Below are 24,966 nucleotides of genomic sequence, written 5' to 3'. Positions count from 1 at the left end.
GCATCAATTCTCCATCTTGATCGCCTTGGCACGCTTGCGCATCCAAGCATTGGCGACGACCGCGAAGATAGTCAGCAAACCGATCGCGAATTTGAACCAGTTCGCGTCGACCTGGGAGAGCACAAGCCCATTGTCGATGATGCGGATGAGGATCGTGCCGATGATACCGCCTGCGACAGTGCCGATGCCGCCAGCGAGCGAGGCGCCGCCGATGACAGCCGCTGCGACTGCCTGGAGTTCCAACCCCTCGCCTATGGAGGGCAATGGAGAGCCCAGTCTCAGCACTTGCAGCATGCCGGCGAAACCGGACAGCATCGAGCAAAGCATGAAGCAGGCGAGTTTTACCCTGGCGGTCGGGATGCCCATCGAGGCGGCAGCGGGAAGGAAGCCGCCGGTGGCCTTTATCCAGTTACCGAAATTGGTTCTGGAGAGCATCAGCGATGTCAGCACTGCAATTCCGGCGAACCATAGGAACGACATGCGGAACATGTGGCCGGGACCGACAAACGAGGTGAACAACCAGTTTGGCAAGTCGGCGGGAAGCAGCGGTGGAAACCCGCCCGAGACCACGATCGTCAGCGACCGGGCGATGAACAACATGCCGAGCGTGGTGATGAAGCTCGGGATCTCGAACCAGATCGTCACATAGCCGTTGATGAAGCCGATCACCGCGCAAACGACAAGGCCGGCCAGCAAGGCAAGCGGGAAAGGGACGCCCTCGACCATGAGGACGGCCATCGACATGGGCATTAGCGCGAATACGGACCCAACCGACAGGTCGAACTCGCCGCTGATCATCAGGATGGTGACGCCGATGGCGACGAGGCCCGTTTCGGGTAGAATGCCGAGCATGCCGCGAAGGTTGTCCTGGTTGAGGAACACGCCATTGGAGCGAACCTCGAAAATCACCACCAGAATTACCAACAGGATCAGTCCCGCCAATTCCGGCTTTTCCAGATAGGTCTTGAAGATGCGTTTCAAGGCAGGCTCCAGAAGTTCGAGGCAAGGGACGCCCGACGGCGCGAGTGCCGCCGGGCGAACATATGGTTACGTTGGCCTAACGCAGGCCTTGCGCGGAAAGCGTCATGATCGCGTCGGCCTGATCCGGACGCACGATGCCCTGGCCCGTGTCGATGTCGGAGGGTGCCAGACCCACCTTCTTGTTCAGGTAGGCTTCCATCACCGGCATGAAGCCCTGCATGTAGGGCTGCTGGTCCACCAGGGCCTGCACATAGCCCTTCTGCATCTGCTGCAGAACCTCAGGCACCAGATCGAAGCCGCCAAGAAGGACCTTGCCGGGCGCGACGCCGCGATCCTGCAGCGACCGCGCAACGCCCGCGCACCAGAAGCCGGTGTCGAAATAGGCGGTGGTGTCGGGATGCGCATTGAGATAGGCGCCGACACGATCGGACGTGACCGCAAGGTCCGTTCCGCTGTCGATCCGCTCCCATGAGACTTGGCGGTCGGGATGGGCCGCCTTGTATTCCTCCAGGAACTGCATCACGCCTGCGCCGCGACTTTCCGACCAGTTCTGGCCTGGTGCGGAAATGCCGACCAGAACCTTGATTGGCCCTTCTTTCGGGAAGCTGTCGGAAATCGCCTTGCCGAGCGAATAGCCTGCCGGCTTGAAACCTTGCCCTATGAAGGCCTGCCGCGCATTGCCCTTGGCGCCTTCGGTGTCATCGACATTGACGGCAATCACCAACACACCGGCATCGCGCGCCTCCTTGATGACGTCGTCGAACGCCTTGTTGTCGACGATCGAGGTCAGCAAGGCATCCGGCTTGGCGGCAAGTGCAGCGCGCATATTGGCGAGTTGCTGCTCGACCGAACCTTCGGTCTGGGTGAAGATCATGTTGCACTTGGCCTCGACCTTGCCGCAGGCATCGTCAAAGCCCTTCTTCACTGCTTGCCAGAAGGTATTTGAGGCGGACGAATGGTGCGTAAAGACGATGTTGAGCCCGTCAGCGCTGGCGACGGAAGGCCCGGCGAGCAGCGTGGTGGCGAGCAAAAGTGTTGCAGTCAGTCGTTTCATTGCTATTCCTCCCGTTGAGTATTTTTCAGATGTCCGCCTTGTCTGAGACACGGCGATGGACGGTGTAGGCCCGACCGAGGTCGGGATTGAGTTCCAGCCCGAGACCCGGGCCGGGTGGCACGGTGATCATGCCGTCCTTGACTTCCGGTAGCGCAGTCACAAGATCGCGATACCAGGTCCGGTAAAATGCCCGCACGCTCTCCTGCACGAGTGCGTTGGGCGCGTTGAGAGACAAATGGGTGGACGCCGCCAGAACCACCGGTCCGGTGCAGTCGTGCGGGGCGACTGGCAGGTGCCAGGCCTCCGCCATCGCTGCAATCTTGCGTGCCTCCGAAAGCCCGCCGCACCAGGAGATGTCCAGCATGACGATGCCGGCAGCCCCGGTCTCCAGAAGGTCGCGGAACGCCCAGCGACTGCCCAAGGTCTCTGACGCCGAGATCGGCGCCGGGCTCGCGGCCTCATAGCGCTTGAGATCGGCGAGGCTATCCATGCGGATGGGATCCTCGTGCCAGTACGTGCCATAGGGTGCCAGCGCTTTGGCGATCTTGATCGCCGGTAGGAGCTGCCACATGGAGTGGAACTCGACCATGATGTCGATCTTGTCGCCGACGGCTTTGCGAACCTTCTCGAAAGGCTGCAGCGCGGCTTTGAGGTCGGCGGCGGTAATATCCTGCCCCCGGCTCTTCTCGGCGGCATGGTCGAAAGGCCAAATCTTCATGGCCGTGATACCGTCTTCAAGGAGTTCCGCCGCCAATTCGTCGGCGCGGTGGAGAAACCCGTTCAGATCGTCATAACCCTGCCTTGTGCCGAGACCGTAGTTTGCCGTGGTCTGTCCCTTGCCGTCCTTGATATATTCGGTACCGGCGCAGGTGTTGTAGGTACGAATGGACTGCCGCGAAAAGCCTCCCAGAAGTTGCGCAATCGGCTGGCCAGTCGCCTTGCCGAAAATATCCCAGAGCGCGATGTCGAAGGCGGAATTGCCGCGGACTTCGACGCCGCTTGAGCGGAAGCCGAGATAACCAACCAGATCCGCGGAAAGCAGATCGATCTGCAGCGGATCGCGGCCGATCACGCGTGGCGCGACATATTCGTGGACGTATTCCTCGACCGTGCGCGCCATGAAGAAGGTTTCGCCAAGGCCAGTGATGCCTTCGTCGGTATGCACCTCGACCCAGAGCAGATTGGGCCGCTCTTCGATGCGGATGGTCTCGATCGAGTGGATTTTCATGCGATCCCCGCATCGATCAGCGCCTTGACGCTCTTGTCGAAATGCGCGGCCATATGTTCGGCGGCAAGTTGCGGATTTCCCTCGACGATCGCCCTGGCTATATCTCCGTGGCCCTCGATCATCTTGATCTGCTCTTCCTCGGTGGCGCGCGTACGCCAGCCGATTACCCAGGTGCGTCTCGTGACACCGCTGAAGGCGGTGATGATCAACGAGAACACCGGGTTGTGAGAGGCCCGCGCGATGACCTCATGGAACGCGATATCGTGTTCCATGACGATCTCGGGCACGCGATAGTTCTCGCGCATCAGCCGCGCGCATTTTTGTATTTCAGCCGCCTCCACGTCGGTCCGCCGGAGTGCGGCGAGGGCCACCGTGCGCATTTCGATGGTACGGCGCACATCATAAACCTGATGGACGCTGATCTGTTCGGTGGTGATGCCATGCTCGATCACCATCGACATCGCACCAGTGTCGAGCTTGGCGACGCTGGCGCGCCGACCGGCGCTCATATCGATCAGGCGCATTGCCGACAGCGATCGAAACGCCTCCCGTACCACTGTCCGCGAGACGCTAAGCTTGCGGGTCATATCGGCTTCGCTGGGCAGAAGGTCGCCAGGGCCGAGGCCTTCAACACGGATGTGTTGAGTGATGGCCTGAATGGCGGCGCTCACCAAGCCGGGACTGGTCTCCTCTGGCGTCATGCTGCGATCGCTCACCATTTACCCCAAACCTGTATGACATGTTTTCTTGAAATGTGTATATCTTTGTGAAATTCTGTCTGTCAAGTGCCGCCAACGGCGCGATAAACGAGGCGCGGCAGGGATAGCGGAGAGATGCAGGCAATTTTCGTATTCGATGCTCAGGATGTCGTCGGGGAGAGCCTGATCTGGGACCAGGACAGGAAGGCTCTGGTCTGGGTGGATATCATCGGACGGCGCATCCACCAGCTCGATCCGGGCACTCTCGACCACCAGAGCTGGCAAGCACCGGACCTCGTAACCTCGATCGGCCTGCGCAGGGACGGTGGTGCAATCGTCGGGCTGCGAAAGGACGTGGCTCTGTGGGATTTCGGCGAAACCTTCAGGACGATCGCAACCATCGAACCGGATAGCCAGGACACCCGGCTGAACGAAGGCGTGGTCGCTCCGGACGGCTCATTCTGGATCGGCACCATGGAAAACAATATCGGCCCCGACGATCTTCCGCGCGATATTTCGCGAGAGGCGGGGCGGATCTATCGCGTCGACATCGCCGGCGTTGTAAAGGCGCTCAGCCCCGATCGCTTCGGTATCACCAACACAATGGTCTGGACGGCGGATGACACCTTCGTCACGGCGGATACGACGAAGAACCAGCTTTTCCGCTATCATTGGGATAGGATGCAGTCGCGAATAACCGACAGGCGCCTTTTCTTCTCCGGCTTTTCGCGCGGTCTGCCGGATGGGTCGTGCATCGATGCGGAGGGCTATGTCTGGAATTGTCGCGTTGCGGGGGGCGGCTGTCTCGTCCGCATCTCGCCCGGGGGAGTTCTGGACAAAGTCGTGGAACTGCCTTGCAGCTGGCCGACGAGTTGCGCTTTTGGTGGCGAGAATTTCGATACTCTCTTCGTCACCTCGGCGCGATTTACGATGAGCGGGCTACACTTGCGGGCAAATCCGCAAGAGGGCGGATTGTTCGCGGTGCGCACAGGCGTTCAAGGCACGCCGACCAACCGGTTCGGATGAGAGGGCTTTTACCCAACGCTCCCCAAGACGGAAGACTTGCTGGACCTGCGGCGGCAATTTCCACAATTGCGGGCAAGGACCGCACGTTTTGATAGCAGGAGGAGCGTTGTTTCATCCGATGCTAGTCGCGGTGCCGGGAAACCCACGGCTCGATCTGTGAACTGCCGGATTAACCCACTTTCAAAATAGTGAAATCATATCTAGGATTTTCATTTTGCCAATGAATCCTAGGTGAAGCCTTGCCCACACCGTTCTCCGATCCGATCTGGCGCAAGCCGCAAGCGGCGTCCACGGCTCAGTCGCTTTTTCCCAGCGGCGATCGTGTCGATGTCGTCATTGTCGGTGGCGGCATCATGGGGCTGTCGACGGCCTTGCATGCGTCCCGGCTTGGCTTGTCCGTACAGGTGCTGGAGGCCGGCGAAATCGGCCAGGGCGCGTCGGGGCTCAATGGCGGCCAGGTCATTCCCGGCCTGAAATACGATCCTGAATGGCTGCTCGAGCATTTTGACCCAGAGCGCGGCGAGGCACTGGTCAACTTTGCCGCTTCGACCGCAGATGCGGTTTTCGAACTGATCCGCGATGAAAAACTGGGGGTGCCGTTCGTCCGCAATGGCTGGATCCAGGCGGCTCATACCGAGGTTGCGCTGAAGGCAGCGGCAAATCGTGACCGGCAATGGCGGGCACGCGGCGCCGACGTCAAGCTTTTGAGCCAGGCCGAGATTGCCGCGATGACCGGCGCTCAAGGGTATCTTGGCGGCTGGCTCGATCGCCGCGCCGGTGTGATCGATCCGCTCGCCTATACGTCGGAACTGGCACGGATCGCGGCGGTGGCTGGTGCAGGGATAGCGGAGCGCCAAAAGGTCGTGCGGCTCGCCAATGCCGCCGGCGTTTGGCGTATTTCGACCGAAAACGGCCTTGAATTGCAGGCGAAGGCGGTCGTGCTGGCGACCAACGCCTATACGGACGGTTTGATCCCTGGCCTCGCCGAGACGATCGTGCCGCTGCATTCCTTCCAGATCGCCACGGCACCGCTGCCGCCCAACCTGGCGGCCACGATCCTGCCGGAAGGGCAGGCGGTGTCGGATTCCAGGCGCATCCTCGTCTATTACCGCAAGAGCGCCGACGGCCGGCTGGTGCTCGGCGGACGTGGTCGCATGGCCTTGCCGACCAGCCCCGGTGACTGGGCGCATCTCGAGCGCGCATTGCTGCGGCTGTATCCGGCACTATCCGGTGTCGCGATCGAAAAGCGCTGGTTCGGCCGGGTGGCGATGACGCCGGACCACCTGCCGCACATCCACGAACCGGAGCAAGGCCTTTTGGCCGTGGTCGGTTGCCAGGGGCGTGGCGTTGGCCTGATGACGGCGCTTGGCGAGCGCATCGCAACCTATCTTTCCAGCGGTGACGCCAGGCAGTTGCCATTCCCGGTCTCGCCGATCCGGCCGATCCCATTCCACGCCTTCCGGCAGGTCGGCGTCGCCGCGACCATTGCCTGGTATCGTCTGCTCGACGCACTGGAACGTTGACGCAGCAATTCATGCCAATGGGATCGTCTTTTGGGGATTCCGCTTGACAGTTTCATGAATATGAAAAAATCTTAGGTAATTTCAAATTTCGACAGGCAGGTCGATGTCGACCATTGTTGCAGCACAAGCGCCCGCGGCCCGGTCTTCATCGAGCTTCCGCGTCGCCATGTTGCTGCCGGGCGCGCTGGTCACCTTCCTGCTGATCCTGTTTGCCCTCGGCCTGGTGCTTTTCCTCGCCTTCCGCGGCAATGACGGTTCGCTGCTCGGCGCCGGCTTTACCGTGGCGAATTTTGTCACCGTGGTTTCGGATCCACTGTACTGGACGGTGACGCTGCGCTCGCTGATCATTGCCGCGCTGGTCACGTTGGCCACGGTCGTCACCGCCTATCCCGTCGCCTACTACCTCGCCTTCCATGCCGGTCGGCGGCGCGGCCTGCTGCTGTTCCTGGTGACGCTGCCGTTCTGGACCAGCTATCTCCTGCGCGTCTTCGCCTGGAAGATCGTGCTTGCCTACAATGGGGTGCTGAACTCGGCGCTGATCGAAAGCGGCATCTGGTCCGAGCCGACTTTGGCCTTTCTCAACACGCCGGCTGCCGTCGTCGTCACGCTCGCCCATGCTTACGCGCCCTTCGCCATCCTGCCGATCTATGTGGCATTGGACACCATCCCGAAGTCGCTGATCGAGGCGGCTTCCGATCTTGGCGCCAGACCCTTCACCTCTTTCCGCCGGGTCGTGCTGCCCAATTCGATGCCGGGCGTGCTGGCGGCCGCACTTGTCGTCTTCGTGCCGACGGTCGGCGACTATGTCACGCCCGCGCTCGTCGGCGGCCCGGCCAGCACCATGATCGGGTCGCTGATCCAGGCTGAGTTCGGCAAGGCCAATGACTGGCCGTTTGGCGCAGCACTGTCTGTCGCCGTCATGCTGGTCATTCTTGCCGTGGTGCTGGTCGCACGCTTCACCGACCGCAGATTTGGCAGCCGCACATGAGCATCGCGCGCACACAAGGTGGCGGCCGCTGGCTTGGCGTTTACGTCGTCGCTTATCTGGTCTTTCTCTATTTGCCGGTGCTGCTGATCCCGCTGTTTTCCTTCAACAACTCGATCCAGGCAGCGTTTCCGCTGCAAGGCTTTACCTTGCAATGGTACGCGACGCTGTACGGCAATTCGGCGCTGTCCGGTGCACTTTTGAACAGCCTCGTCATCGCCGCCATTGCCGCCACTGGCGCAACGCTGTGCGGCATCACCGTGTCCTACATGGATCTCTATGGCCGCTCGCCGTTGGCTGCCACCATCAGCGCCATCGCGCGGCTGCCGATCCTGATCCCGGGTGTCATCGTCGGCATTTCGCTGCTGATCCTCATCAACCTCATAGGTCTCGGTCCATCGCGCATTGCCATCGTTCTCGGCCACATATTGGTGGCGCTGCCGACGACGGTGGTGATCATGCGCAGCCGCTTCGCCGCCATCCCGAAAACCATTCGCGAGGCGGCACTCGACCTCGGCGCTTCCGACTGGACGACCTTCCGGCGGGTGATGCTGCCGCTCAGCCTGCCGGCCATCGCCTCGGCCTTCATGCTGGCCTTCCTGATCTCCTTCGACGAGTTCATCGTCGTCTTCTTCCTTGCCGGCACCGAGCCGACGCTGCCGCTCTACATCTGGAGCCAGCTTCGGTTCCCGAAATCGCTGCCGGCGGTCATGGCGCTGGGCACGTCGATCCTGGCGGTCTCCTTCGTCATCGCCGCAATCGCCGAAATCCTGCGCCATCGCGGCCTGTCCGCAACGGCGCCAAGACCCGTCGATCCACCACAACCAAAACAAACCAAGAGAGGAGAACTGCAATGGCATTCGACCTGATATCCGGAAAGATGGCCCGAACCGGCCTGGCGGCCCTGGCATTGGCGCTGTCGTCGACCGTCGCTTTTGCCGGCGACAAGCTGCAATATTTCACCTGGTCGGGCTATGAATTGCCCGACTTCAACAAGGGCTTCCTTGCCGCACACCCCGATGGTGTCGAGGCCTCGATCTTCGGTGACGACGATGACGCTTTCACCAAGGTCAAGGCCGGCTTCCGCCCTGACATCGCGCATCCCTGCTATGACAAGGTGGCGCGCTGGAACAAGGAAGGCCTGCTGCAGCCGATCGACACCAAGCGCATCAAGAACTGGGATTCGATCTTCCCGGTGTTCAAGAACCTGCCTGACCTGCAGGCCGGCGACGGCAAGGTCTGGATGGTGCCGTGGGACTGGGGCAACACCTCGATCCTCTACCGCACCGATCTGGTGAAGAACCCGGAGGCAAGCTGGAACCTTCTGTGGGACAAGCAATATGCCGGGCGCATGGCGACCATCGACGCCGTGCACGACACGCCGATCGTTGCGGCGCTTCTGGCCGGCGTCAATCCGTTCGACATGACGCCCGAGCAAATGGACAAGGTGGCCGATAAACTGCGCGAGCAGCGCCCGCTGCTCTCCAACTACACCACCGACATGACCTCGGTCGAACAGGCGCTGGCCAGCGGCCAGCTGGTCGCCGCCATGACCTGGAACGCGTCCGCCACCTCGCTGAAGAAGCAAGGGGTGCCGGTCGAATTCATGAAGCCGAAGGAGGGCATGCTGACCTGGGCCTGCGGCTTCGTCATGCTGAAGGACGCCAAGAATGTCGATCTCGCCTATGATTTCATCAACAGCCGGCTGGATGCCGACTCGGGCAAATACCTGATCCAGTCCTATGGCTATGGCAGCTCGCTGAGCTCTGCCTTTGCCACCGTGCCGAAGGAGGAGCTGGAAAAGCTGCAGCTGCCGTCCGACCCGGAGGTGATGCTGAAGACCACCATCTTCACCGGGCCGATGAAACAGAATGACGACCTCGCCAAGATGTTCGAAAAGGTCAAGGCAGGCGGCTGAGCCTGGTTCTTCCTTCTCCCCTTGAGGGGTGAGCAGCCGGTTCGCGTAAGCGAATTCATCGTGCCAGTGGCACGATGAAGGGCCGGCGAACGCCGGGACGCTACGAAGCAGCGGGGGACCCGGCAGGGTGGATCGGCTACCACGCCCGGCCCTTCGCAGGCTCAGGGCGTTCGAAGCTCGAAAAGCCAAGCAATTGGCTTTTCGTTCGCTGCGCGAACCGCTTCTCACCCCACAAGGGGAGAAGGGAAAAAACGAGGACGAACGAATGGATATGCTGGACGAAGCGGCTGGAAAGCCGAAGGACGATGCCGATGTGCGGGTCGGCCGGCGCGTGCGGGCGCTGCGGCTGGAACGCAACCTGTCGCTGGCCGATCTCGCCGCCAGGGCAGGCGTGTCGATCGGGGCGCTCAGCCAGATCGAGCGCGGCATGTCCTCGCTGCGCGTCAAGGTGATCTGGCCGCTCGCCGCCGCCCTCGACATCGAACCGTCGGCGCTGATCGCCGACGGCAACGATGCCGTCAACGACCTCTATTGCGTGCGTGCCAACAGCCGCCGCGCGATTCCCGTGAAGTCCGAAGGCATCGCCAAGGCGCTGCTGTCGCCGCCGGGCGCGACACTGACCGGCATGCTGGTGACGGTGGACGCCGGCGGCGGCACCGCAGAGGCCTATGCCCATGCCGGCCATGAATTCGGCTACGTCCTTTCGGGTGAGGTCGAGCTGGTTGTGGATTCGACAAAATACGGGCTGAAGACCGGCGACAGTTTTGCCTTCAAGAGCACGCTTTTGCATGCCTTCCGCAATCCGGGTGCCGAGCGCTGCCAGATCCTCTGGGTCAACACCACGAAGCCCTCCGAGGTTCGCGATGGCGCCTGATCCTCTCGTCCGGCTGCAGGCGGTCTCGAAGCTGTTTCCCGGCGGCATCGTCGGACTCGACGCCGTCGATCTCGACATCGTCCGCGGCGAGTTTCTCACCCTTCTTGGTCCGTCCGGCTGCGGCAAGACCACCAGCCTGCGCGTCATCGCCGGCTTCGAAAGTCCATCGAGCGGCAAGGTGCTGCTCGACGGCCGCGACATCACAGCGCTCAGGCCCTACGACCGGCCGGTCAACACCGTGTTCCAGGACTACGCGCTGTTTCCGCATATGAACGTTGCCGAGAATGTCGGCTTCGGCCTGTCCTTGCGAAAACTATCCGGCGCCGAGCAGGCAAAACGCGTCGGCGAAGCCCTCGACATGGTCGGTCTGGCCGACAAGCTTGGCGCCCGCGTCTCCGAACTTTCGGGTGGCCAGCGCCAGCGCGTCGCGCTCGCCCGTGCCATCGTCTGCGAACCGCGCGTGCTGTTGCTCGACGAGCCGCTGTCGGCGCTCGACGCGCATCTGCGCGAACAGATGCAGGTTGAATTGAAGCGGCTGCAGTCCCGGCTCGGCACCACCTTCGTCATGGTCACCCACGACCAGACCGAAGCGCTGTCGATCTCCGATCGCATCGTCGTCATGAACAAGGGCCGCATCGAGCAGATCGCGCCGCCGGCGACACTTTACGACCGGCCCGCCACCACATTCGTCGCCAGTTTCATCGGCACCATGAACCTGTTGCAGTCGCGTTTTATCGGACGCGATGGCGATCGCTTGCGGTTCGCCGCCGGTACCTTGCCGCTGGAAGCGACCTCCGAATCCGGCGAGGCTCCCGCCGAGGGCGCCATGCGCATCGTCGGCGTGCGGCCCGAGGATTTGCTGGCGGCCACCGAAGCGGCGACCGGCACAGCGCCGGCCCGCGTCAACAGCATCGTCTTTCATGGCCGCACCTTGCGCCTGCATGCCGAACTCGGGCAGGGCGCACCTGTTGTCATCGACGCGCCACGCCAGGCCGAGGGTTTTCAATTCAGCGTCGGCGATGTGGCGCATATCAGCCTGCGCCGTGGCGCCAACTGCCCTATGCTGCCAAGCTAGTTTCACACGGCAAATGGCTGGCACCGGTGGCATCGGTGCCCTCGTTGTTTGAACGGCCAGGACGATGCCGTGGCCGCGATGTAGAACCTCAAATCGTCGTCGCATATCCGCGCGAAATCATCATCCTGACATGGCTTGTCAGCTACAAGCGGATTGACGATGGCAGGCCGTCGAGCTGTCCCCTACTTGCACTACGTCTGAACAGGAGGATCACATATGACCATCGCGGAAATTGCCAAGGATTTCACCGAACTCCTACAGCAGGGCGACCACCAGGGTGCTGCTGAGAAATACAATGCCGACGATATCGCCAGCTACGAAGCCATGGAGGGGCCGATGGCCGTCAGCCATGGCAAGGCGGCCCTCAAGCAGAAGGGCCAGTGGTGGCAAGAGAACCACGAAGTCCATGGCGGTTCGGTCGAAGGCCCCTATGTCAACGGCGACCAGTTCGCGGTGCGCTTCAAGTTTGACATAACCCCCAAGGCTACGGGCGAGCGTGTCACCATGGATGAGGTCGGCTTGTATACGGTCAAGAACGGCAAGATCACCGAAGAGCGCTTCTACTATTGAGGCCGGAAATACCCCGGCTTCCGGGAACCTGCTCTCTTCGCTGCAGTGTTGAAAAATAAGCATGGCGGCCGGGACAATGCTGGCCGCCATCCGAGAGGCTCAAATCGTCTTCACGTATTCTGCAAGCTGATCGGCCACCGTGCCCCAGCCGTCGAAGAACCCCATCTCTTCATGGTTCTTGCGGGTGGCCTCGTCGCAGTGGATGGCGGTGGCGGTGTAGCGCGTGCCCTTGCCGTCCGGCTGCAAGGAAATGACCGCGGTGATGAACGGCTGCCCCGACGGCCGATAGCCCGGCAGCAGCGCGTCCGTCCACACCAGCCGCTCGTTCGGCACGATTTCGAGATAGCAGCAATGGCGGTCGTTGACCTCCTTGCCGTCGGGCGACTGCATGCGCGTCCGAAACAGCCCGCCCGGCCTGAGGTCGATCTCGCAGTCGGTGACGCTCCATGGCTTTGGCGTGAACCACTGCTTGACGTGCTCCGGCGTCGTCCAGGCCCGCCACAGCAACTCGCGTGGCGCATCGACGACGCGCTCCAGCACGAGATCCAGTCTGGGATCCGGCTTGAAGGGATAGCTCATTTTTCTTTCTCCTTGAGGGTCATCACATAGGCGTCGAACTGGTCTAGGCGCCGCTCCCACAGCGTGCGCTGTTCGGCGAGCCAGTTTTCGGCCAGCTTCAGCGGCTCAGGCACCAGTTGATAGGTCCTGACCCGGCCGGTCTTTTGCGAATGCACCAGCCCGCAGCCTTCAAGAACCCTGAGATGCTCGATGAAGGAAGGCAGTGCCATGTCGAAAGGCTCTGCGAGGTCGCTGACCGAGGCGGGGCTGCGGTTCAGCCGCTCCACCACGCGTCGCCGCGTCGGGTCGGACAGGGCGCGAAAGATGCCGTCGATCGGTGGCGGGCTCGGATTGGCGGTCTGGAGGTTGGTCATTGGTCGGTCCTGGGCTGCCGTCAAAATGGCTCGAAAAATACTTAGGAAAATTCCTTAGTGTTTGCAAGCACAAAATCACGGGGCGCCCGAGAGCCCGCTGGCAAAGCGAAGCGAGCGTCCTTACTCTGCAGTCAGATTCGAAGTTTCGAGGGACCCGGTTTGACGATCACCATGTACGGCATCACCACCTGCGACACGATCAAGAAGGCGCGCGTCTGGCTGGAAGGTCATGAGGTGCCCTACCGCTTTCACGACTACAGGGCGGAAGGGCTGGAGGCGAAGCGGCTGGATGGCTGGGTCGGCAAGGTTGGCTGGGAAATCCTGCTCAACAAGGCAAGCACGACCTTTCGCGAACTGGCGGACAAGGACAAGCAGGGCCTCGACGAGAAGAAGGCCAAGGCGCTGATGCTGGCCAAGCCGACAATGATCAAGCGGCCAGTGCTGGAACTGGGCGAGAGGATTCTGGTCGGCTTCAAGCCGGATGTTTATCAGCAGGCGGTGGGCGGGAAGTAGAGCCGAGCTCGCCTCCGCCGCGTTCCCTGTCCCGCCGACTCGCGGAATTCAATCGCCTGAACCCGTCCCCTGCAGATAGCCCGCCAGCGCCACCGCATTGTTGTGGGCTTCGTCCCGGGCGCCGTAGAGCAGAGTCACCCGACCCTTGCCGAGCATGGCCCGCAACTGCCCGACCACTTCGCCATTCCTGTCCAACTCGGCGCGATATCGCTTCTGGAATTCCATCCAGCGCTCCGGCTCATGGCCGAACCATCCACGCAGGGCATCGCTCGGTGCGATATCCTTCAGCCACAGCGCCAGCGCCGCGTCCTCTTTGCTGACGCCGCGTGGCCAGATCCGGTCGACCAGAACCCGTTGCCCATCGTCGGTCGCCGGCGGCTCGTAAATCCGTTTGACCACGAGGTCGAACGCCACCGGACCCTCGTAAGTCCCTGTCAGGCCCACTCGCCCTTGCGCATCACCGGCACGCGGGCGCCGTCCTTGTGGACGCCGTCTATGTCTATCTTGTCGGAGCCGATCATCCAGTCGATGTGGATGAAACTCTTGTTGCCACCACGTTGGGCGATCTCGTCCTGGCTGAGCGAGGCGCCGTTGACGAAGCACTTCGAATAGCACTGGCCGAGCGCGATGTGGCAGGCGGCGTTCTCGTCGAACAAAGTGTTGAAGAACAACAGGCCGCTCGCCGAGATCGGCGAGGAATGCGGCACCAGCGCCACCTCGCCGAGACGGCGCGCGCCTTCGTCGGTGTCGAGCACCTTTTTCAGCACGTCCTCGCCCTTCGACGCCTTTGCCTCGACGATCCTGCCCTCCTCGAAACGCACCGAGATCTCGTCGATCAGGGTGCCCTGGTAGGACAGCGGCTTGGTCGAGGAGACATGGCCTTCGACGCGTCTTGCATGCGGCGTGGTGAAGACCTCCTCGGTCGGGATGTTCGGGTTGCAGGTGATGCCGTTCTTGGCGGTCGAGGCGCCGCCCATCCATTCGTGGCCGTCCGCCAGCCCGACGGTCAGGTCGGTGCCCGGCCCGGTGAAATGCAGCGCATGGAAATTATGGCCATTGAGCCATTCGGTGCGGCCGCGAAGCGCTGAATTATGCGCCTTCCAGTTGTCGATCGGGTCTTCGACATCCACCCGTGAGGCCGCGAAGATGGCGTCGGCGAGCTTCGCCACCGCAACATCGTCGGTATCGCCGGGGAAGACCTGCCTGGCCCAGGCGAGGTCCGGATAGGCGACGATGTTCCAGTTGATGTCGAAGCCGGTGATCTTTTCCAGCGCCGGCTGGTAGGCCATCGAATTCGCCTTGTTGGCGCGCGCCACCTTCGCCGGATCCTGCGCCGACAACAGCGACGGATCCTCGCCGCGCACGGCAAGCCTGGCCGCATTGTTGGCGAAGGCCTTCGCCATGCCTTCATAAAGCCAGCCGGCGGCCCGGTCGAAGCTGGCATCGGCACCGAAGCGATAGCGCGCCAGCGTCATCTCGTCGTCGTTGAAGATCGGCGTCACCAGCCCGGCGCCGGCCTTGTAGGCATGCTCGACGATCCGCCTGGTCAGCGGCAGCGCCGCAATCGATGACGTCAGCACTAGGTCCTGTCCGGGCTGCAGCTGCAACCCAACCTTGATGGCGACTTCCGCCAGCCTGTCGAGCTTCACCGGGTCGATCGATGCGGAAACGCCGCGCGAATGTGTGGTCATGATCCTGCCTGCCGTAGTTTGATGTCTGACTCTACATAGACCGGCGCCACGGTGCTTTCCACCGCGATCCCGCCGGCGGGTGCGGTGGCTGCATTCGCCGACCCGAACTGTGCCATCGTCGCCTCGATCTCTTCCTTGATCCAGACCTTGAAATCCCGGACCTTGCGGCTTTCGGCCTTGGCGGAGGAGGTCACCAGCCAATAGCCGAGACCGCTCTGGGCGCGGATTCCGAACGGCGCCACCAGCCGACCGTCGGCGAGAGCATCAGCCGTCAGCAATTGCCAGCCGAGCATCACGCCGTGACCGGCAATCGCCGATTCCAGGCACAGCATCGGATCGGTGAAGCGCGCGCCCTTCAGGAAGGTGACGGGCGGAACGCCGGCTGCTTCGAACCAGCTCTCCCAGTTGATCATTGCCCTTTCGTCGGTGATGGCGCAGGTCTGGGCGAGATCCTCGATCGATTTCAGTTTTCTGGCGATCACCGGGGCGCAGACCGGGAAGATTTCCTGCGCCAAAAGCAATTCCGCGCGCCCGCCCGGCCATCTGCCGTCGCCGAGCCGGATGGCGATGTCGATGTCGGAGTGATCGAGATCGGCCAGCCTCACCGACGCGTCGATGCGCAGCAGCACGTTGGGATGCCGGGTGAAGTGACGCGACAATCGCGGCAGCAGCCACTTCGAGGCAAAGGCCGGCGCCACCGAAACCACCAATGTGCACTGCGTCGCCTCGTCGGCCAGCGCCACGGCCTGGGCAAGCTCGCGAAACCCCGCACCGAGGCGGGCCGCGAAGACGGCGCCGAATTCGGTCAGCACGAGTCCGCTCGCCGTCCGCTCGAACAGCGCCTGGCCGAGCTGCTTTTCGGAGCGGCTGATCTGCTGGCTGACGGCACTGACGGAAACGTTGAGTTCTGCTGCCGCCGCCGCAAGGGAGCCGAGACGGGCGACGGTTTCCACGGCGCGAAGGCCGTTGAGATGGACTCGATTGAGCATAGCCATACAGATTTTCTAAACCGATCCGGCCGAAATCTCAATTGAAAGACACATCGAAACGGCAGACTTTATCGGGGGAGACAGACCCGCGGAGCCGAAAATGCTGAGCATGTTGTCATCGCTGAAAGTTCTGTTCGCAACGGATGCTCCGCATGAGCCAGGCCGGGAGAGCGAGACGCAGAGATGGCTGACCGATCCACTTTCGCATCCCGTGCTCAACACCATGTCGGAGCGCGAATTGGGTGATGTGCCGTTCAGGTTGACGGCGCAGCGGACGGTGTACGAGACCGCCTCATTGCGTGCCGGTTTTGGTGGACGCTGCTGAGAGCCTGTTTGAAAATTCTACTCTAGCGGCCATCGGATGGCGTTTTCTGCGCTTCCGTTGCTCACGGACCAAAGTTCGCTGCGCTACGGCTTCGAAACCACCACCATATGACTCGCCGGAGCGAATTTCGAAGCGGTCTCCGAGCGGAGTCACGCGTGAGGCTTAAGGAAAAGTCGTAGCGAGCGCCGCGTGCTGCAACCGCGCTGGCACAACAGATCGCGGATTGTTCCAGCGATCCCTGCATTTATTGTGCGCGGCGATGACATCCGCCACCTCGACAGCGCTGCGTTTCGCCTTCGCCGGCATGATCGCCATGGCCGTCGCCATGGGCATCGGCCGCTTCGTCTACACCCCGATCCTGCCCGGCATGATGGAGGAACTCCATCTGTCGCCGGCCAATGCCGGATGGATCGCCTCCGCCAACTATCTTGGCTACCTCGTCGGCGCGCTTGCCGCCGCCGGAGGCTGGGCGCATGGACGTGAGCGCCTGTTGATGCTGGCCGGTCTCGGCGCCAGCACGGTTCTGGCAGCCCTGATGGGACTGTCCGATACCATGATCTCGTTTCTCGTCATCCGCTTTCTGGCCGGGCTGGCCAGCGCCTTCGTCATGGTGTTCATGGCCAGCATCGTTTTCAGTCATATAAACGCCGCCGGCCGCAGAGACCTGCAGGCGTGGCATTTTGGCGGTGTTGGCCTCGGCATCGCGATCTCCGCGGCGATGATGGCGGTGCTGGTCACCGAGCATGCCGGCTGGGCGGCGGGCTGGCTGTGGTCGGCAGCAATTTCGGCTTGCGGTTTCGTCGTCGTGGCGCTGCTGGTGGACGAGGGGCCGCTCGCCAATGGCCAAGCCGGCCCTGAGCCGGCCCTGCCGAAAGACCGGTCGCTCGTGAAGATCATCATCGCCTATGGCCTCTTCGGCTTCGGCTATGTGGTGACGGCGACATTCCTGGTCGCCATCGTCCGGCAAGGCGGCGGCAGCCGCGTCTTCGAGGCCATGGTGTGGATGGTCGCCGGCCTTGCCGGCTTTCCCTCGACCTGGCTGTGGCAGAAGATCGCGGCACGGATCGGGCTCCATGCCACCTATGCGCTGGGATGTTTCGTCGAAGTTGTCGGCGTCACCGCCAGTGTGGCCGTCGGCGGACGTACCGGGCCGGTTCTTGGCGGCCTGCTGCTCGGCGGCACCTTCATTGCCATAACCGCGCTTGGCCTGCAGGCCGCGCGGCAACAGGCGCCAAGGGCGCCTCGGCGTATCTTTGCCTTGATGACGGCCTCTTTCGGCCTTGGCCAGATCATCGGCCCGATCGCCGCCGGGCTGCTGGCACAGGCGTCAGGTGATTTCTTCCTCGCCTCGATCACCGCCGCTGCCATGCTGGTCGTTTCCGGCGCCGTCACATGGTCGGCTGCGCCAAAATCGCCATGATTGTGGGTTTGCTCGATGCCGGACATCGGGCAGGCATTTGCTTTCCAGCTAATGTGTGACTTTATGCCCGCTGATATCAGCTGATTTGCGCATAGATCGAGGAATTCCCCACAGTGTTCGTATCCTTCTTCCCGCAGCCGAAGTTGTTTTTCTCTTCGGCCGCCATCTGGAGCCTTGCGGCAATCCTGTTCTGGTTTTTCGGTGGTGAACAGCTGGGCGCGGTTTTCGGACTGCCGCCCGCCGCGGCTGGCGCGCCGCCGATCATCGGTATCGCCGTGCTCTGGTCGCCGCCCTTCCTGTGGTTTTATCTCTATTTCGTGTTCTGCGTCGCCGTCTTCTATGCGTTCTGGAGCTGGTATTCGCCGCACCCCTGGCAGCGCTGGTCGATCCTGATGACGGCGGTCATCCTGTTCTTCATCTATTTCAATGTGCAGGTCAGCGTCGCCGTCAACGCCTGGTACGGGCCTTTCTTCGACTACGTACAGGGGCTGATGTCGGGGACTGGAAAGTCGACCAACGGAGAGTTTTATATCGGATTGGCCGACTTTTCGTGGCTCGCGCTGGTCGGCATGAATGTGCAGGTGGTCAATGCCTTCATCGTCAGCCACTGGATCTTCCGCTGGCGCACGGCGATGAACGATTACTTCGTCGAGAACTGGGGCAGGCTACGCCATATCGAGGGCGCCTCGCAGCGTATCCAGGAAGACACGATGCGGTTCTCGCAGATCATGGAAGATCTGGGCTCCAGTTTTGTGCAGTCGATCATGACCCTGATCGCCTTCCTTCCAGTCATGATTCAATTGCAGGCCCATATCACCGAATTGCCGATCATCGGCGCGATTCCCCAGCCACTGGTTGTCGCAGCGTTGGCCTGGTGTCTGTTCGGAACGATCTCGGTGATGATTGCCGGCATGAAACTTCCAGGACTGCAGTTCCGCAACCAGCGTGTCGAAGCCGCCTACCGCAAGGAACTGGTGTACGGCGAAGATCATGCGGACAGGGCCCAGCCAGCCACCACGGCCGAGCTGTTCGCCAATGTTCGTCACAATTATTTCAGGCTCTATTTCCACTACATCTATTTCAACGTTGTCCGGTACACCTACCTGCAGGCTGACAACATTTTCGCGCTGCTGATCCTGGGTCCGTCGCTGGTGGCGCACAAGATCACCTTCGGCGCGCTGAACCAGATCTCGAACGCCTTCGGCAAAGTAACGGGCTCGCTGCAGTTTCTGCTCACCTCCTGGTCGACCATCGTCGAGCTGCAATCGGTCCACAAACGCCTGCGCGCCTTCGAGGCGACCCTGCAAGGCGAGCCGCTGCCCGAGATCGACCAGCGTTATCTGGCAAGACAGGGCGCCGAGGACCCAGCCTAAAGACCGAGGTTTGGAAATCGAACCGGTTGGCGGCTCAGCCGCCGACCGAAGCCTGCTTCTGGGCCGCGTCCTGCCGCGAAACATAATCGCGAAAACTGATGCATTCGACATCGGCCTTGACGCAGACCTCGCCGGCAAAACGCTCCAGCGCGTTCCAATAGGCGCCGTCATTCATCAGCGCGAAGTGGAAGCCGAGTTCCAGCGGAACGCGCTTGCCCTGATATTGCTCATCGAAGGCGGCACGGAAGGCGTCATAGGTCCGGTTCGCGAATTCGTTCGCCTTGCTCGGCCGCTCGAAGCCGCCGGAATGTCTGACATAGAGATTGTAGTCCATGGCGATCACCGGCCTTGATTCCGGTCCTTCCGGAATCTGCGGCAGCGAAAAGTGCGTGATGCCGTGGCTGGCCGCCGGCCGGGCAGGGCCCTGCGAGACGCCGCTAGCATCGAATTGATAGCCGGCCGTCGGCAACGCCTCGTAAAGCGCCTTGCTTGTCGACAAGTAAGGCGCGCGGAAGCCAACAACCGTATGCCTTGCGAAATCACGCCAGCCCTTGGGCTCGGGCGCGATACCGTTGATCGCATAGGCGTTTTCGAGAATGTGCTCGAACGAACCGAACTCCTTCAGCCAGTCGGCCTTGCTCCAGTCCTTGCCGTCGAAATGGCCGCAGCCGTGGCTGGCGATGTCGTGACCTTCCGAGGCGGCAAGTCCGATCTGCTCGAGCCGCTCGGTCACCTCCTGCTTGGAGGCGGCAAAGCCGATGTTGGATTTGCCGGCCGTTTTGCCGGGCGCCGTATATTCCTTGCGCGTCTCAGGCGACAGCAGGAAGACGCAGGAGAGAAAATAGGTGAAATGCGCGCCGGTGCGCTGCGCCAGTGCCCGGCTGCGCTTCCACTGCGAAATGTCGCGGGCGCTGTCGAACGAGATAATGACGACCTGCCTGGGCTTTGCCGGCGCTGGCGGCGCGGGCGGATCGGCCAAAGCCCCACCGGCAGTGGCGAGCGAGGCGATGGAAAACACAACAACGCGAAACGGACGGTACATCGGCAATCTGCACTCAGGGAATGTCTGGAAGCCGGCTATCGCTCAAATGTGGCGTAGGTGCGATTGGCCTTTTTGGCAACCAGCCTCGGGAATAGGCGATTTTCCGGTTGAACCCCTTCCATGCCGACAAAATTTCGCTAAAACGCGGGCTGACAACGGCCCGAGAGGGCAGGAATGGTTTTGATTGATGTCCGACGACAGTTTTATCCGTGAAGTCAACGACGAGATGCGTCGCGAACAGGCGCAGAAGCTGTGGGACCGTTTCGGTCCCGCTTTGCTTGTCCTCGCGATCCTCGTGGTGCTCGGCACCGCCGCCTTCGTCGGTTATCGCTATTGGGACGAGACGCGCGCCAACCGCTCGGGCGATGCATTTTCGCAGGCGCTGAAGCTCGCCAATGACGGCAAGAACGACGAAGCGCTGACCGCCCTCGACCAGTTGGAGAAGGACGGCTACGGCGCCTATCCGCTGCTCGCCCGCATGCGCGGCGCGACCGTCAAGGCCAACAAGGGCGACGTTGCCGCCGCCGTCAAGGATTTCGACGATGTCGCCGCCGACACGGCCATTCCCTCGGGCATTCGCGACATGGCGCGCCTCAGGGCAGCGCTGCTGCTTGTCGACAATGGCTCCTTCGCCGACGTCTCCAGCCGTGTCGAGGCGCTTACATCCGATACCAACACGCTGCGCCACACGGCGCGCGAGGCGCTCGGTCTTTCCGCCTGGAAGGAAGGCAAGACCCAGGATGCGCTGAAGCTGTTCGACCAGATCGCCGCCGATGACGGCGCCCCGCGCAACACCCGCGAGCGGGCAACCTTGATGTCCGAGCTGATCCGCGGGTCGGGCAGTGCGTCGTGACCTTCAAAGTCGCCATCATCGGCAGACCTAACGTCGGCAAATCGACTCTTTTCAATCGGCTGGTGGGAAGGAAGCTGGCGCTTGTCGACGACACGCCGGGCGTCACCCGTGATCGCCGCGTCCATGCCGCCAAGCTTTACGACCTGCATTTCGACGTCATCGATACCGCCGGCTTCGAGGATGCCGCCGCCTCGACCTTGCCCGGACGCATGCGAGCGCAGACCGAGATCGCGATCCGCGAGGCCGACCTGATCTTCTTCACGGTCGATGCCAAATCCGGCCTGATGCCCGACGACAAGACGTTCGCCGAGATCGTGCGCAAGTCCGGCAAGCCGGTGGTGCTGGTCGCCAACAAGGCCGAGGCGAAGGGCGCCCAGGGCGGCATGCTGGAGGCCTGGGAACTCGGTCTTGGCGAGCCGATCCCGGTGTCTGCCGAACACGGCCAGGGCATGCCCGATTTGCGCGACGCTGTGATCGGCGCGCTTGGCGAGGCACGTGCCTTCGGCGAAGAAGAGGATGGTGTCGGTGAGGAACTCGCCGCCGGCGAGGTGCTGATCGGCGAGGACATCGTCGACCCGGATGCCGAAGATGTGCATTGGTATGACGACACCAAGCCGATGCGCATCGCCGTCGTCGGCCGCCCGAATGCCGGCAAATCGACGCTGATCAACGCGCTGATCGGCGAGGAGCGGCTGTTGACCGGGCCGGAAGCCGGCATCACCCGTGATTCCATCTCGGTCGACTGGGACTGGCATGGCCGCCGCCTGAAGCTGTTCGACACGGCCGGCATGCGCCGCAAGGCCAGGATCCATGAAAAGCTGGAAGTGATGTCGGTGCAGGATGGCTTGCGCGCCATCCGCTTCGCCGAGATCGTCATCATCGTGCTCGACGCCACCATTCCCTTCGAGAAGCAGGATCTGCAGATCGCCGACCTGATCATCCGCGAGGGCAGGGCGCCGGTGATCGCCTTCAACAAATGGGACGTGATCGACCACCCGCAGGAGCTTCTGGCGGAGCTGCGCGAGAAGACCGAGCGGCTGCTGCCGCAGGTGCGCGGCATCCAGGCCGTGCCTGTCTCGGCCGAAACCGGGCGCGGCCTCGACAAGCTGATGGATGCGGTGCTGAGGACCCACAAGGTGTGGAACAGCCGCGTCTCGACCGGCAAGCTCAACCGTTGGCTGGAGAGCATACTGGCGCATCATCCGCCGCCTGCCGTCGCCGGCCGCCGGCTGAAGGTCAAATATGTCACCCAGGCCAAGACGCGGCCGCCGGGCTTCGTCGTCCAGTGCTCGCGGCCGGATGCGATGCCGCAATCCTATGTCCGCTATCTCTCCAACAGCCTGCGCGAGGCCTTCGACATTCCCGGCGTGCCGATCCGCATTGCGCTGCGCACCTCCGACAATCCGTTCGCCGGCAGGGCCAAGAAGCGCAGCTGAGCCGCGGCGCCGGTCCGGCGCCATGATCACGCTACGTTGCGCAAACCGTGGTCGTTGGCCCGCCCATTTTCGGGCAGCGCCTGCCGTGCCGCCTGAAGCAATATGTCGGCAAGGCGAGCGACTACCGGCTCGGGCTCGGCGTCCTTGCGATGCAGGAATAACGCCATTTTGGGCAGCTTCGGCAACCCGGCGATCTCCGGTGTCATCGCGCTGACACTGGCCGGCAGGCCGATGTCGGTGCGGATCGTCAGCCCCAGTCCCGCCGCGACGGCTGCCCAGATGCCGCCGAGGCTCGGGCTGGAAAAGGCCATCCGCCACGACAGGCCGGCGCGGTCGAGCGTTTCGGTTGCCACCGTGCGCAAAAGGCAGGGTGCTTCGAGCGCCACCAGCGGCAGTGGCTCACCGTCGCGCAGGCTGGTCTCGATGCGCTTTGCCGGGCCGATCCAGCGCATCTGCACGTCGGCGACATGCTCGCTGTAAGGCAGCGTCTCGCCGCTGTGCCAGGCGAGAGCGATGTCGAGGTTGCCTGACATGATCCTTTCGGCGAGGTCGTAGCTGCGTGCGATCCTGGCTTCGATCTTGACCTTGGGATGAGCGCGGGCGAAGCGGCCGAGCACGTCAGGCAGCACCGCCTCACCGAAATCCTCCTGCAGCCCAAGCCGTACCCAGCCTTCCAACTCGACGTCATGGATCGCGGATGCCGCTTCGTCATTGAGTTCGATCAGACGGCGCGCATAGCCGAGCATGGTCTCGCCGGCTTCGGTCAAGGCGAGGCCACGTCCCGACTTGCGGAAGATCGGCGTCGCCGCCTGCTCCTCCAGTTTCTTCAACTGCGCGCTGACCGCCGACGTCGACCGGCCAAGCCGGTCGGCGGCCTTGGCGAAGCTGCCCAGTTCCATGCCGGTGACGAAGCTGCGGAGAACGTCGAGGTCGAATGTTACGCGTCGCATGGAAATAATCCTGATTTTCGGGACAATCGGTCAAATACTTCCCGATATTCAGCACGAAGCTATGGCGGTAAAAACGGAGCGTCAAGGTCCGGATGCAGTGGACCATCAAGGGAAATTCAGCCATGTCGCTCGTCGCTACGGATTTGGAATGCAACCAGGGCAGGCCTCGGCAGCAGGCGAGAGCAGCCGCCGGTGCCGCGACAGTCCGCTCCAATCATCGCTGGAAGGTGCTGGGCATCGGCGTTGCCGCGAATGCCAGTTTCTCCGCGACTTTCTCCGGCATTCCGGCGACGGCGGTCTTCTTGCGCTCCGGCTATCAGCTCGGCAACGGCCAGCTCGGGCTGGTCCTCGGTCTCCTCGGCCTGGGTGTGGCGCTGAGTGAGCTGCCATGGGGATTGCTCACCGATCGCTGGGGCGATCGCCGCGTGCTGCTCACCGGGCTCGGCGCCACCGCGGCATGGTTGTTTCTCATGGCATTCCTGGTCGTGCCGTCGCCGGCACACCTTCCCGGGGTTGCGCTTCTGGCCGCCGCGTTGCTTGTCACCGGTCTGCTCGGCGGCAGCGTCAACGGCTCGAGCGGCCGCGCCATCATGGCCTGGTTCCGTGAAGGCGAGCGCGGCTTCGCCATGAGCATCAGGCAAACTGCAGTGCCACTCGGCGGCGGGCTCGGCGCCCTTGTCCTGCCGTCGCTCGCCTCGACGCATGGTTTTGCCTCGGTCTATGGGTTGCTGGCCGCATTCTCCGCCGTCACGGCGCTCTTCGCCTGGCGCTGGTTGCGCCAGCCGCCAATCGGAGAAGACGCGACGTCCGCCAGCGACGCGATGGTGTCGGCTGGCCCGACACCGCTGCGCAACCCCGACGTCTGGCGCATTGCAATGGCCATCGGCCTGCTCTGCGTCCCGCAAGTGGCGGTGCTCACCTTCGCCTCCGTCTTCCTGCATGATTTCGGCGGCATGGGAACGGCAGTGATCAGCGCCAGCCTGGCAGCCGTGCAGGTCGGCGCCATGGTCATGCGCGTCTGGAGCGGCCGCTTCACCGACCGTCACGGCAACCGCCGCGCGTTCCTGCGCCTTTTCAGCATGCTGAGCGCGGCCGCTTTCGCCACCCTCACGCTGCTTGTGTTTGTCGCGGCCGCCATTCCTGGCTGGCAGCCGGTGCTCGCGGCGACGATCGTTGCCGCCTTAATCGTCGCCGGCATCTGTGTCTCGGCATGGCACGGCGTTGCCTACACCGAGCTTGCCACGCTTGCCGGTGCCAGCAATGCCGGGACGGCGCTCGGCCTCGGCAACAGCTTTGTCTTTGTCGCCTTCTTCCTGGTGCCGATCGCCATCCCCGGGCTTCTGGTCGTTGGATCATGGACGGGAGTCTGGCTGTCGGCCGCCGTCTGTGCGCTGATCGCCCGGCCGCTCTTCCTGCGGCCGGCCTGAATTCACAGGCCGGCCGCAAAACCGCCCGACTTCGGAACCACGACCTTGAGCCGACTGAGAAAACCCGATCGAACCCGTTAACG

26 protein-coding genes are annotated in these 24,966 nt (G+C 62.6%); 15 read left to right on the top strand and 11 right to left on the bottom strand.

The features are described from left to right. Positions 1 to 3: 3 nt before the first annotated feature. The 4 genes from AC1RZR_RS28545 to AC1RZR_RS28530 form a co-directional block, all read right to left on the bottom strand. Complete coding sequence (locus AC1RZR_RS28545) at positions 4 to 981, bottom strand: ABC transporter permease (RefSeq protein ID WP_477273865.1); 978 nt, start codon at positions 979 to 981, stop codon at positions 4 to 6. A 76-nt stretch (positions 982 to 1,057) separates the two neighbouring features. Further along, complete coding sequence (locus AC1RZR_RS28540; protein ID WP_481826698.1) at positions 1,058 to 2,035, bottom strand: sugar ABC transporter substrate-binding protein; 978 nt, start codon at positions 2,033 to 2,035, stop codon at positions 1,058 to 1,060. Between the two features lie 25 nt (positions 2,036 to 2,060). Beyond that, a complete protein-coding gene (locus tag AC1RZR_RS28535) occupies positions 2,061 to 3,263 on the bottom strand; it encodes a mandelate racemase/muconate lactonizing enzyme family protein (RefSeq protein WP_481826697.1) in 1,203 nt (400 codons plus the stop codon). Continuing rightward, positions 3,260 to 3,982, bottom strand: coding sequence for a FadR/GntR family transcriptional regulator (locus AC1RZR_RS28530; protein WP_477273871.1), 723 nt, complete (start codon positions 3,980 to 3,982; stop codon positions 3,260 to 3,262). Before AC1RZR_RS28530 ends, AC1RZR_RS28535 begins: the two co-directional genes overlap by 4 nt. 114 nt (positions 3,983 to 4,096) lie before the next feature. Here AC1RZR_RS28530 and AC1RZR_RS28525 point away from each other — a divergent pair, with 114 nt between their 5' ends. The 8 genes from AC1RZR_RS28525 (at position 4,097) to AC1RZR_RS28490 (ending at position 11,932) form a co-directional block, all read left to right on the top strand. Beyond that, the gene (locus AC1RZR_RS28525; RefSeq protein WP_481826696.1) at positions 4,097 to 4,987 is read left to right on the top strand and encodes an SMP-30/gluconolactonase/LRE family protein; all 891 of its coding nucleotides are present in this window, start codon (positions 4,097 to 4,099) and stop codon (positions 4,985 to 4,987) included. Positions 4,988 to 5,226: 239 nt separating this feature from the next. Beyond that, positions 5,227 to 6,510 (top strand): NAD(P)/FAD-dependent oxidoreductase, encoded by a 1,284-nt coding sequence (locus AC1RZR_RS28520; protein WP_481826695.1) that lies wholly within the window; start codon positions 5,227 to 5,229, stop codon positions 6,508 to 6,510. A 103-nt stretch (positions 6,511 to 6,613) separates the two neighbouring features. Then, complete coding sequence (locus AC1RZR_RS28515; RefSeq protein ID WP_481826694.1) at positions 6,614 to 7,498, top strand: ABC transporter permease; 885 nt, start codon at positions 6,614 to 6,616, stop codon at positions 7,496 to 7,498. After that, a complete protein-coding gene (locus AC1RZR_RS28510; RefSeq protein WP_481826693.1) occupies positions 7,495 to 8,364 on the top strand; it encodes an ABC transporter permease in 870 nt (289 codons plus the stop codon). Before AC1RZR_RS28515 ends, AC1RZR_RS28510 begins: the two co-directional genes overlap by 4 nt. Then, positions 8,349 to 9,413: an ABC transporter substrate-binding protein gene (locus AC1RZR_RS28505; RefSeq protein WP_481826692.1), complete on the top strand. Its 1,065-nt coding sequence runs from the start codon at positions 8,349 to 8,351 to the stop codon at positions 9,411 to 9,413. Before AC1RZR_RS28510 ends, AC1RZR_RS28505 begins: the two co-directional genes overlap by 16 nt. 265 nt (positions 9,414 to 9,678) lie before the next feature. After that, the gene (locus AC1RZR_RS28500; protein ID WP_481826691.1) at positions 9,679 to 10,287 is read left to right on the top strand and encodes a cupin domain-containing protein; all 609 of its coding nucleotides are present in this window, start codon (positions 9,679 to 9,681) and stop codon (positions 10,285 to 10,287) included. Continuing rightward, positions 10,277 to 11,362, top strand: a complete 1,086-nt coding sequence (locus AC1RZR_RS28495; RefSeq protein WP_481826690.1) for an ABC transporter ATP-binding protein — start codon at positions 10,277 to 10,279, stop codon at positions 11,360 to 11,362. Before AC1RZR_RS28500 ends, AC1RZR_RS28495 begins: the two co-directional genes overlap by 11 nt. A 216-nt stretch (positions 11,363 to 11,578) precedes the next feature. Beyond that, positions 11,579 to 11,932 (top strand): nuclear transport factor 2 family protein, encoded by a 354-nt coding sequence (locus AC1RZR_RS28490; RefSeq protein ID WP_111546893.1) that lies wholly within the window; start codon positions 11,579 to 11,581, stop codon positions 11,930 to 11,932. Positions 11,933 to 12,031: 99 nt separating this feature from the next. Here the strand turns inward: AC1RZR_RS28490 and AC1RZR_RS28485 are convergent, their stop codons facing one another. Together AC1RZR_RS28485 and AC1RZR_RS28480 are read right to left on the bottom strand one after the other, a co-directional pair. Further along, positions 12,032 to 12,511 (bottom strand): SRPBCC family protein, encoded by a 480-nt coding sequence (locus tag AC1RZR_RS28485; protein WP_481826689.1) that lies wholly within the window; start codon positions 12,509 to 12,511, stop codon positions 12,032 to 12,034. Further along, complete coding sequence (locus AC1RZR_RS28480) at positions 12,508 to 12,864, bottom strand: ArsR/SmtB family transcription factor (protein WP_481826688.1); 357 nt, start codon at positions 12,862 to 12,864, stop codon at positions 12,508 to 12,510. Before AC1RZR_RS28480 ends, AC1RZR_RS28485 begins: the two co-directional genes overlap by 4 nt. A gap of 159 nt (positions 12,865 to 13,023) precedes the next feature. Here AC1RZR_RS28480 and AC1RZR_RS28475 point away from each other — a divergent pair, with 159 nt between their 5' ends. Next, a complete protein-coding gene (locus AC1RZR_RS28475; RefSeq protein WP_477273894.1) occupies positions 13,024 to 13,377 on the top strand; it encodes an ArsC family reductase in 354 nt (117 codons plus the stop codon). A gap of 48 nt (positions 13,378 to 13,425) precedes the next feature. On the opposite strand, the gene AC1RZR_RS28470 is transcribed toward AC1RZR_RS28475, so the two are convergent. Genes AC1RZR_RS28470 through AC1RZR_RS28460 form a run of 3 tightly spaced genes read right to left on the bottom strand, consistent with a single transcriptional unit; the run spans position 13,426 to position 16,063 of the window. Further along, positions 13,426 to 13,791 (bottom strand): DUF488 domain-containing protein, encoded by a 366-nt coding sequence (locus AC1RZR_RS28470; protein ID WP_477273896.1) that lies wholly within the window; start codon positions 13,789 to 13,791, stop codon positions 13,426 to 13,428. A 20-nt stretch (positions 13,792 to 13,811) separates the two neighbouring features. After that, complete coding sequence (locus AC1RZR_RS28465; RefSeq protein WP_481826687.1) at positions 13,812 to 15,068, bottom strand: aminopeptidase; 1,257 nt, start codon at positions 15,066 to 15,068, stop codon at positions 13,812 to 13,814. After that, positions 15,065 to 16,063, bottom strand: a complete 999-nt coding sequence (locus AC1RZR_RS28460; protein ID WP_481826686.1) for a LysR substrate-binding domain-containing protein — start codon at positions 16,061 to 16,063, stop codon at positions 15,065 to 15,067. Before AC1RZR_RS28460 ends, AC1RZR_RS28465 begins: the two co-directional genes overlap by 4 nt. Positions 16,064 to 16,157: 94 nt before the next feature. On the opposite strand from AC1RZR_RS28460, the gene AC1RZR_RS28455 reads away from it, so the two are divergent. The 3 genes from AC1RZR_RS28455 to sbmA all read left to right on the top strand — a co-directional run bounded on the left by AC1RZR_RS28455 (position 16,158) and on the right by sbmA (position 19,175). Then, complete coding sequence (locus AC1RZR_RS28455) at positions 16,158 to 16,382, top strand: hypothetical protein (RefSeq protein ID WP_379105623.1); 225 nt, start codon at positions 16,158 to 16,160, stop codon at positions 16,380 to 16,382. 259 nt (positions 16,383 to 16,641) lie between these two features. Then, entirely contained in the window at positions 16,642 to 17,802 is a 1,161-nt protein-coding gene (locus tag AC1RZR_RS28450; protein ID WP_481826685.1) for a YbfB/YjiJ family MFS transporter, read from the top strand. Between the two features lie 113 nt (positions 17,803 to 17,915). Continuing rightward, a complete protein-coding gene (gene sbmA, locus AC1RZR_RS28445; RefSeq protein ID WP_477273904.1) occupies positions 17,916 to 19,175 on the top strand; it encodes a peptide antibiotic transporter SbmA in 1,260 nt (419 codons plus the stop codon). Between the two features lie 34 nt (positions 19,176 to 19,209). Here sbmA and AC1RZR_RS28440 read toward each other — a convergent pair whose 3' ends face one another. After that, on the bottom strand, positions 19,210 to 20,217 hold the full coding sequence (locus tag AC1RZR_RS28440; RefSeq protein ID WP_481826684.1) for a polysaccharide deacetylase family protein: 1,008 nt from the start codon (positions 20,215 to 20,217) through the stop codon (positions 19,210 to 19,212). 187 nt (positions 20,218 to 20,404) lie between these two features. On the opposite strand from AC1RZR_RS28440, the gene AC1RZR_RS28435 reads away from it, so the two are divergent. Further along, positions 20,405 to 21,070 carry a tetratricopeptide repeat protein gene (locus tag AC1RZR_RS28435; RefSeq protein ID WP_481826683.1) on the top strand — a complete coding sequence of 222 codons (666 nt, stop codon included), beginning with the start codon at positions 20,405 to 20,407 and terminating at the stop codon, positions 21,068 to 21,070. Beyond that, positions 21,067 to 22,506, top strand: coding sequence for a ribosome biogenesis GTPase Der (der, locus tag AC1RZR_RS28430; RefSeq protein WP_481826682.1), 1,440 nt, complete (start codon positions 21,067 to 21,069; stop codon positions 22,504 to 22,506). Before AC1RZR_RS28435 ends, der begins: the two co-directional genes overlap by 4 nt. Before the next feature lie 26 nt (positions 22,507 to 22,532). Here der and AC1RZR_RS28425 read toward each other — a convergent pair whose 3' ends face one another. Further along, positions 22,533 to 23,456, bottom strand: coding sequence for a LysR substrate-binding domain-containing protein (locus AC1RZR_RS28425; protein WP_481826681.1), 924 nt, complete (start codon positions 23,454 to 23,456; stop codon positions 22,533 to 22,535). Positions 23,457 to 23,578: 122 nt separating this feature from the next. On the opposite strand from AC1RZR_RS28425, the gene AC1RZR_RS28420 reads away from it, so the two are divergent. Beyond that, a complete protein-coding gene (locus tag AC1RZR_RS28420; protein ID WP_481826680.1) occupies positions 23,579 to 24,883 on the top strand; it encodes an MFS transporter in 1,305 nt (434 codons plus the stop codon). Positions 24,884 to 24,966: the final 83 nt, after the last annotated feature.

This window comes from Mesorhizobium bavaricum (assembly GCF_056781655.1).
The sequence above is the reverse complement of the archived record's forward strand: the minus strand, read 5'-3'. Positions and strand labels throughout refer to the sequence as shown.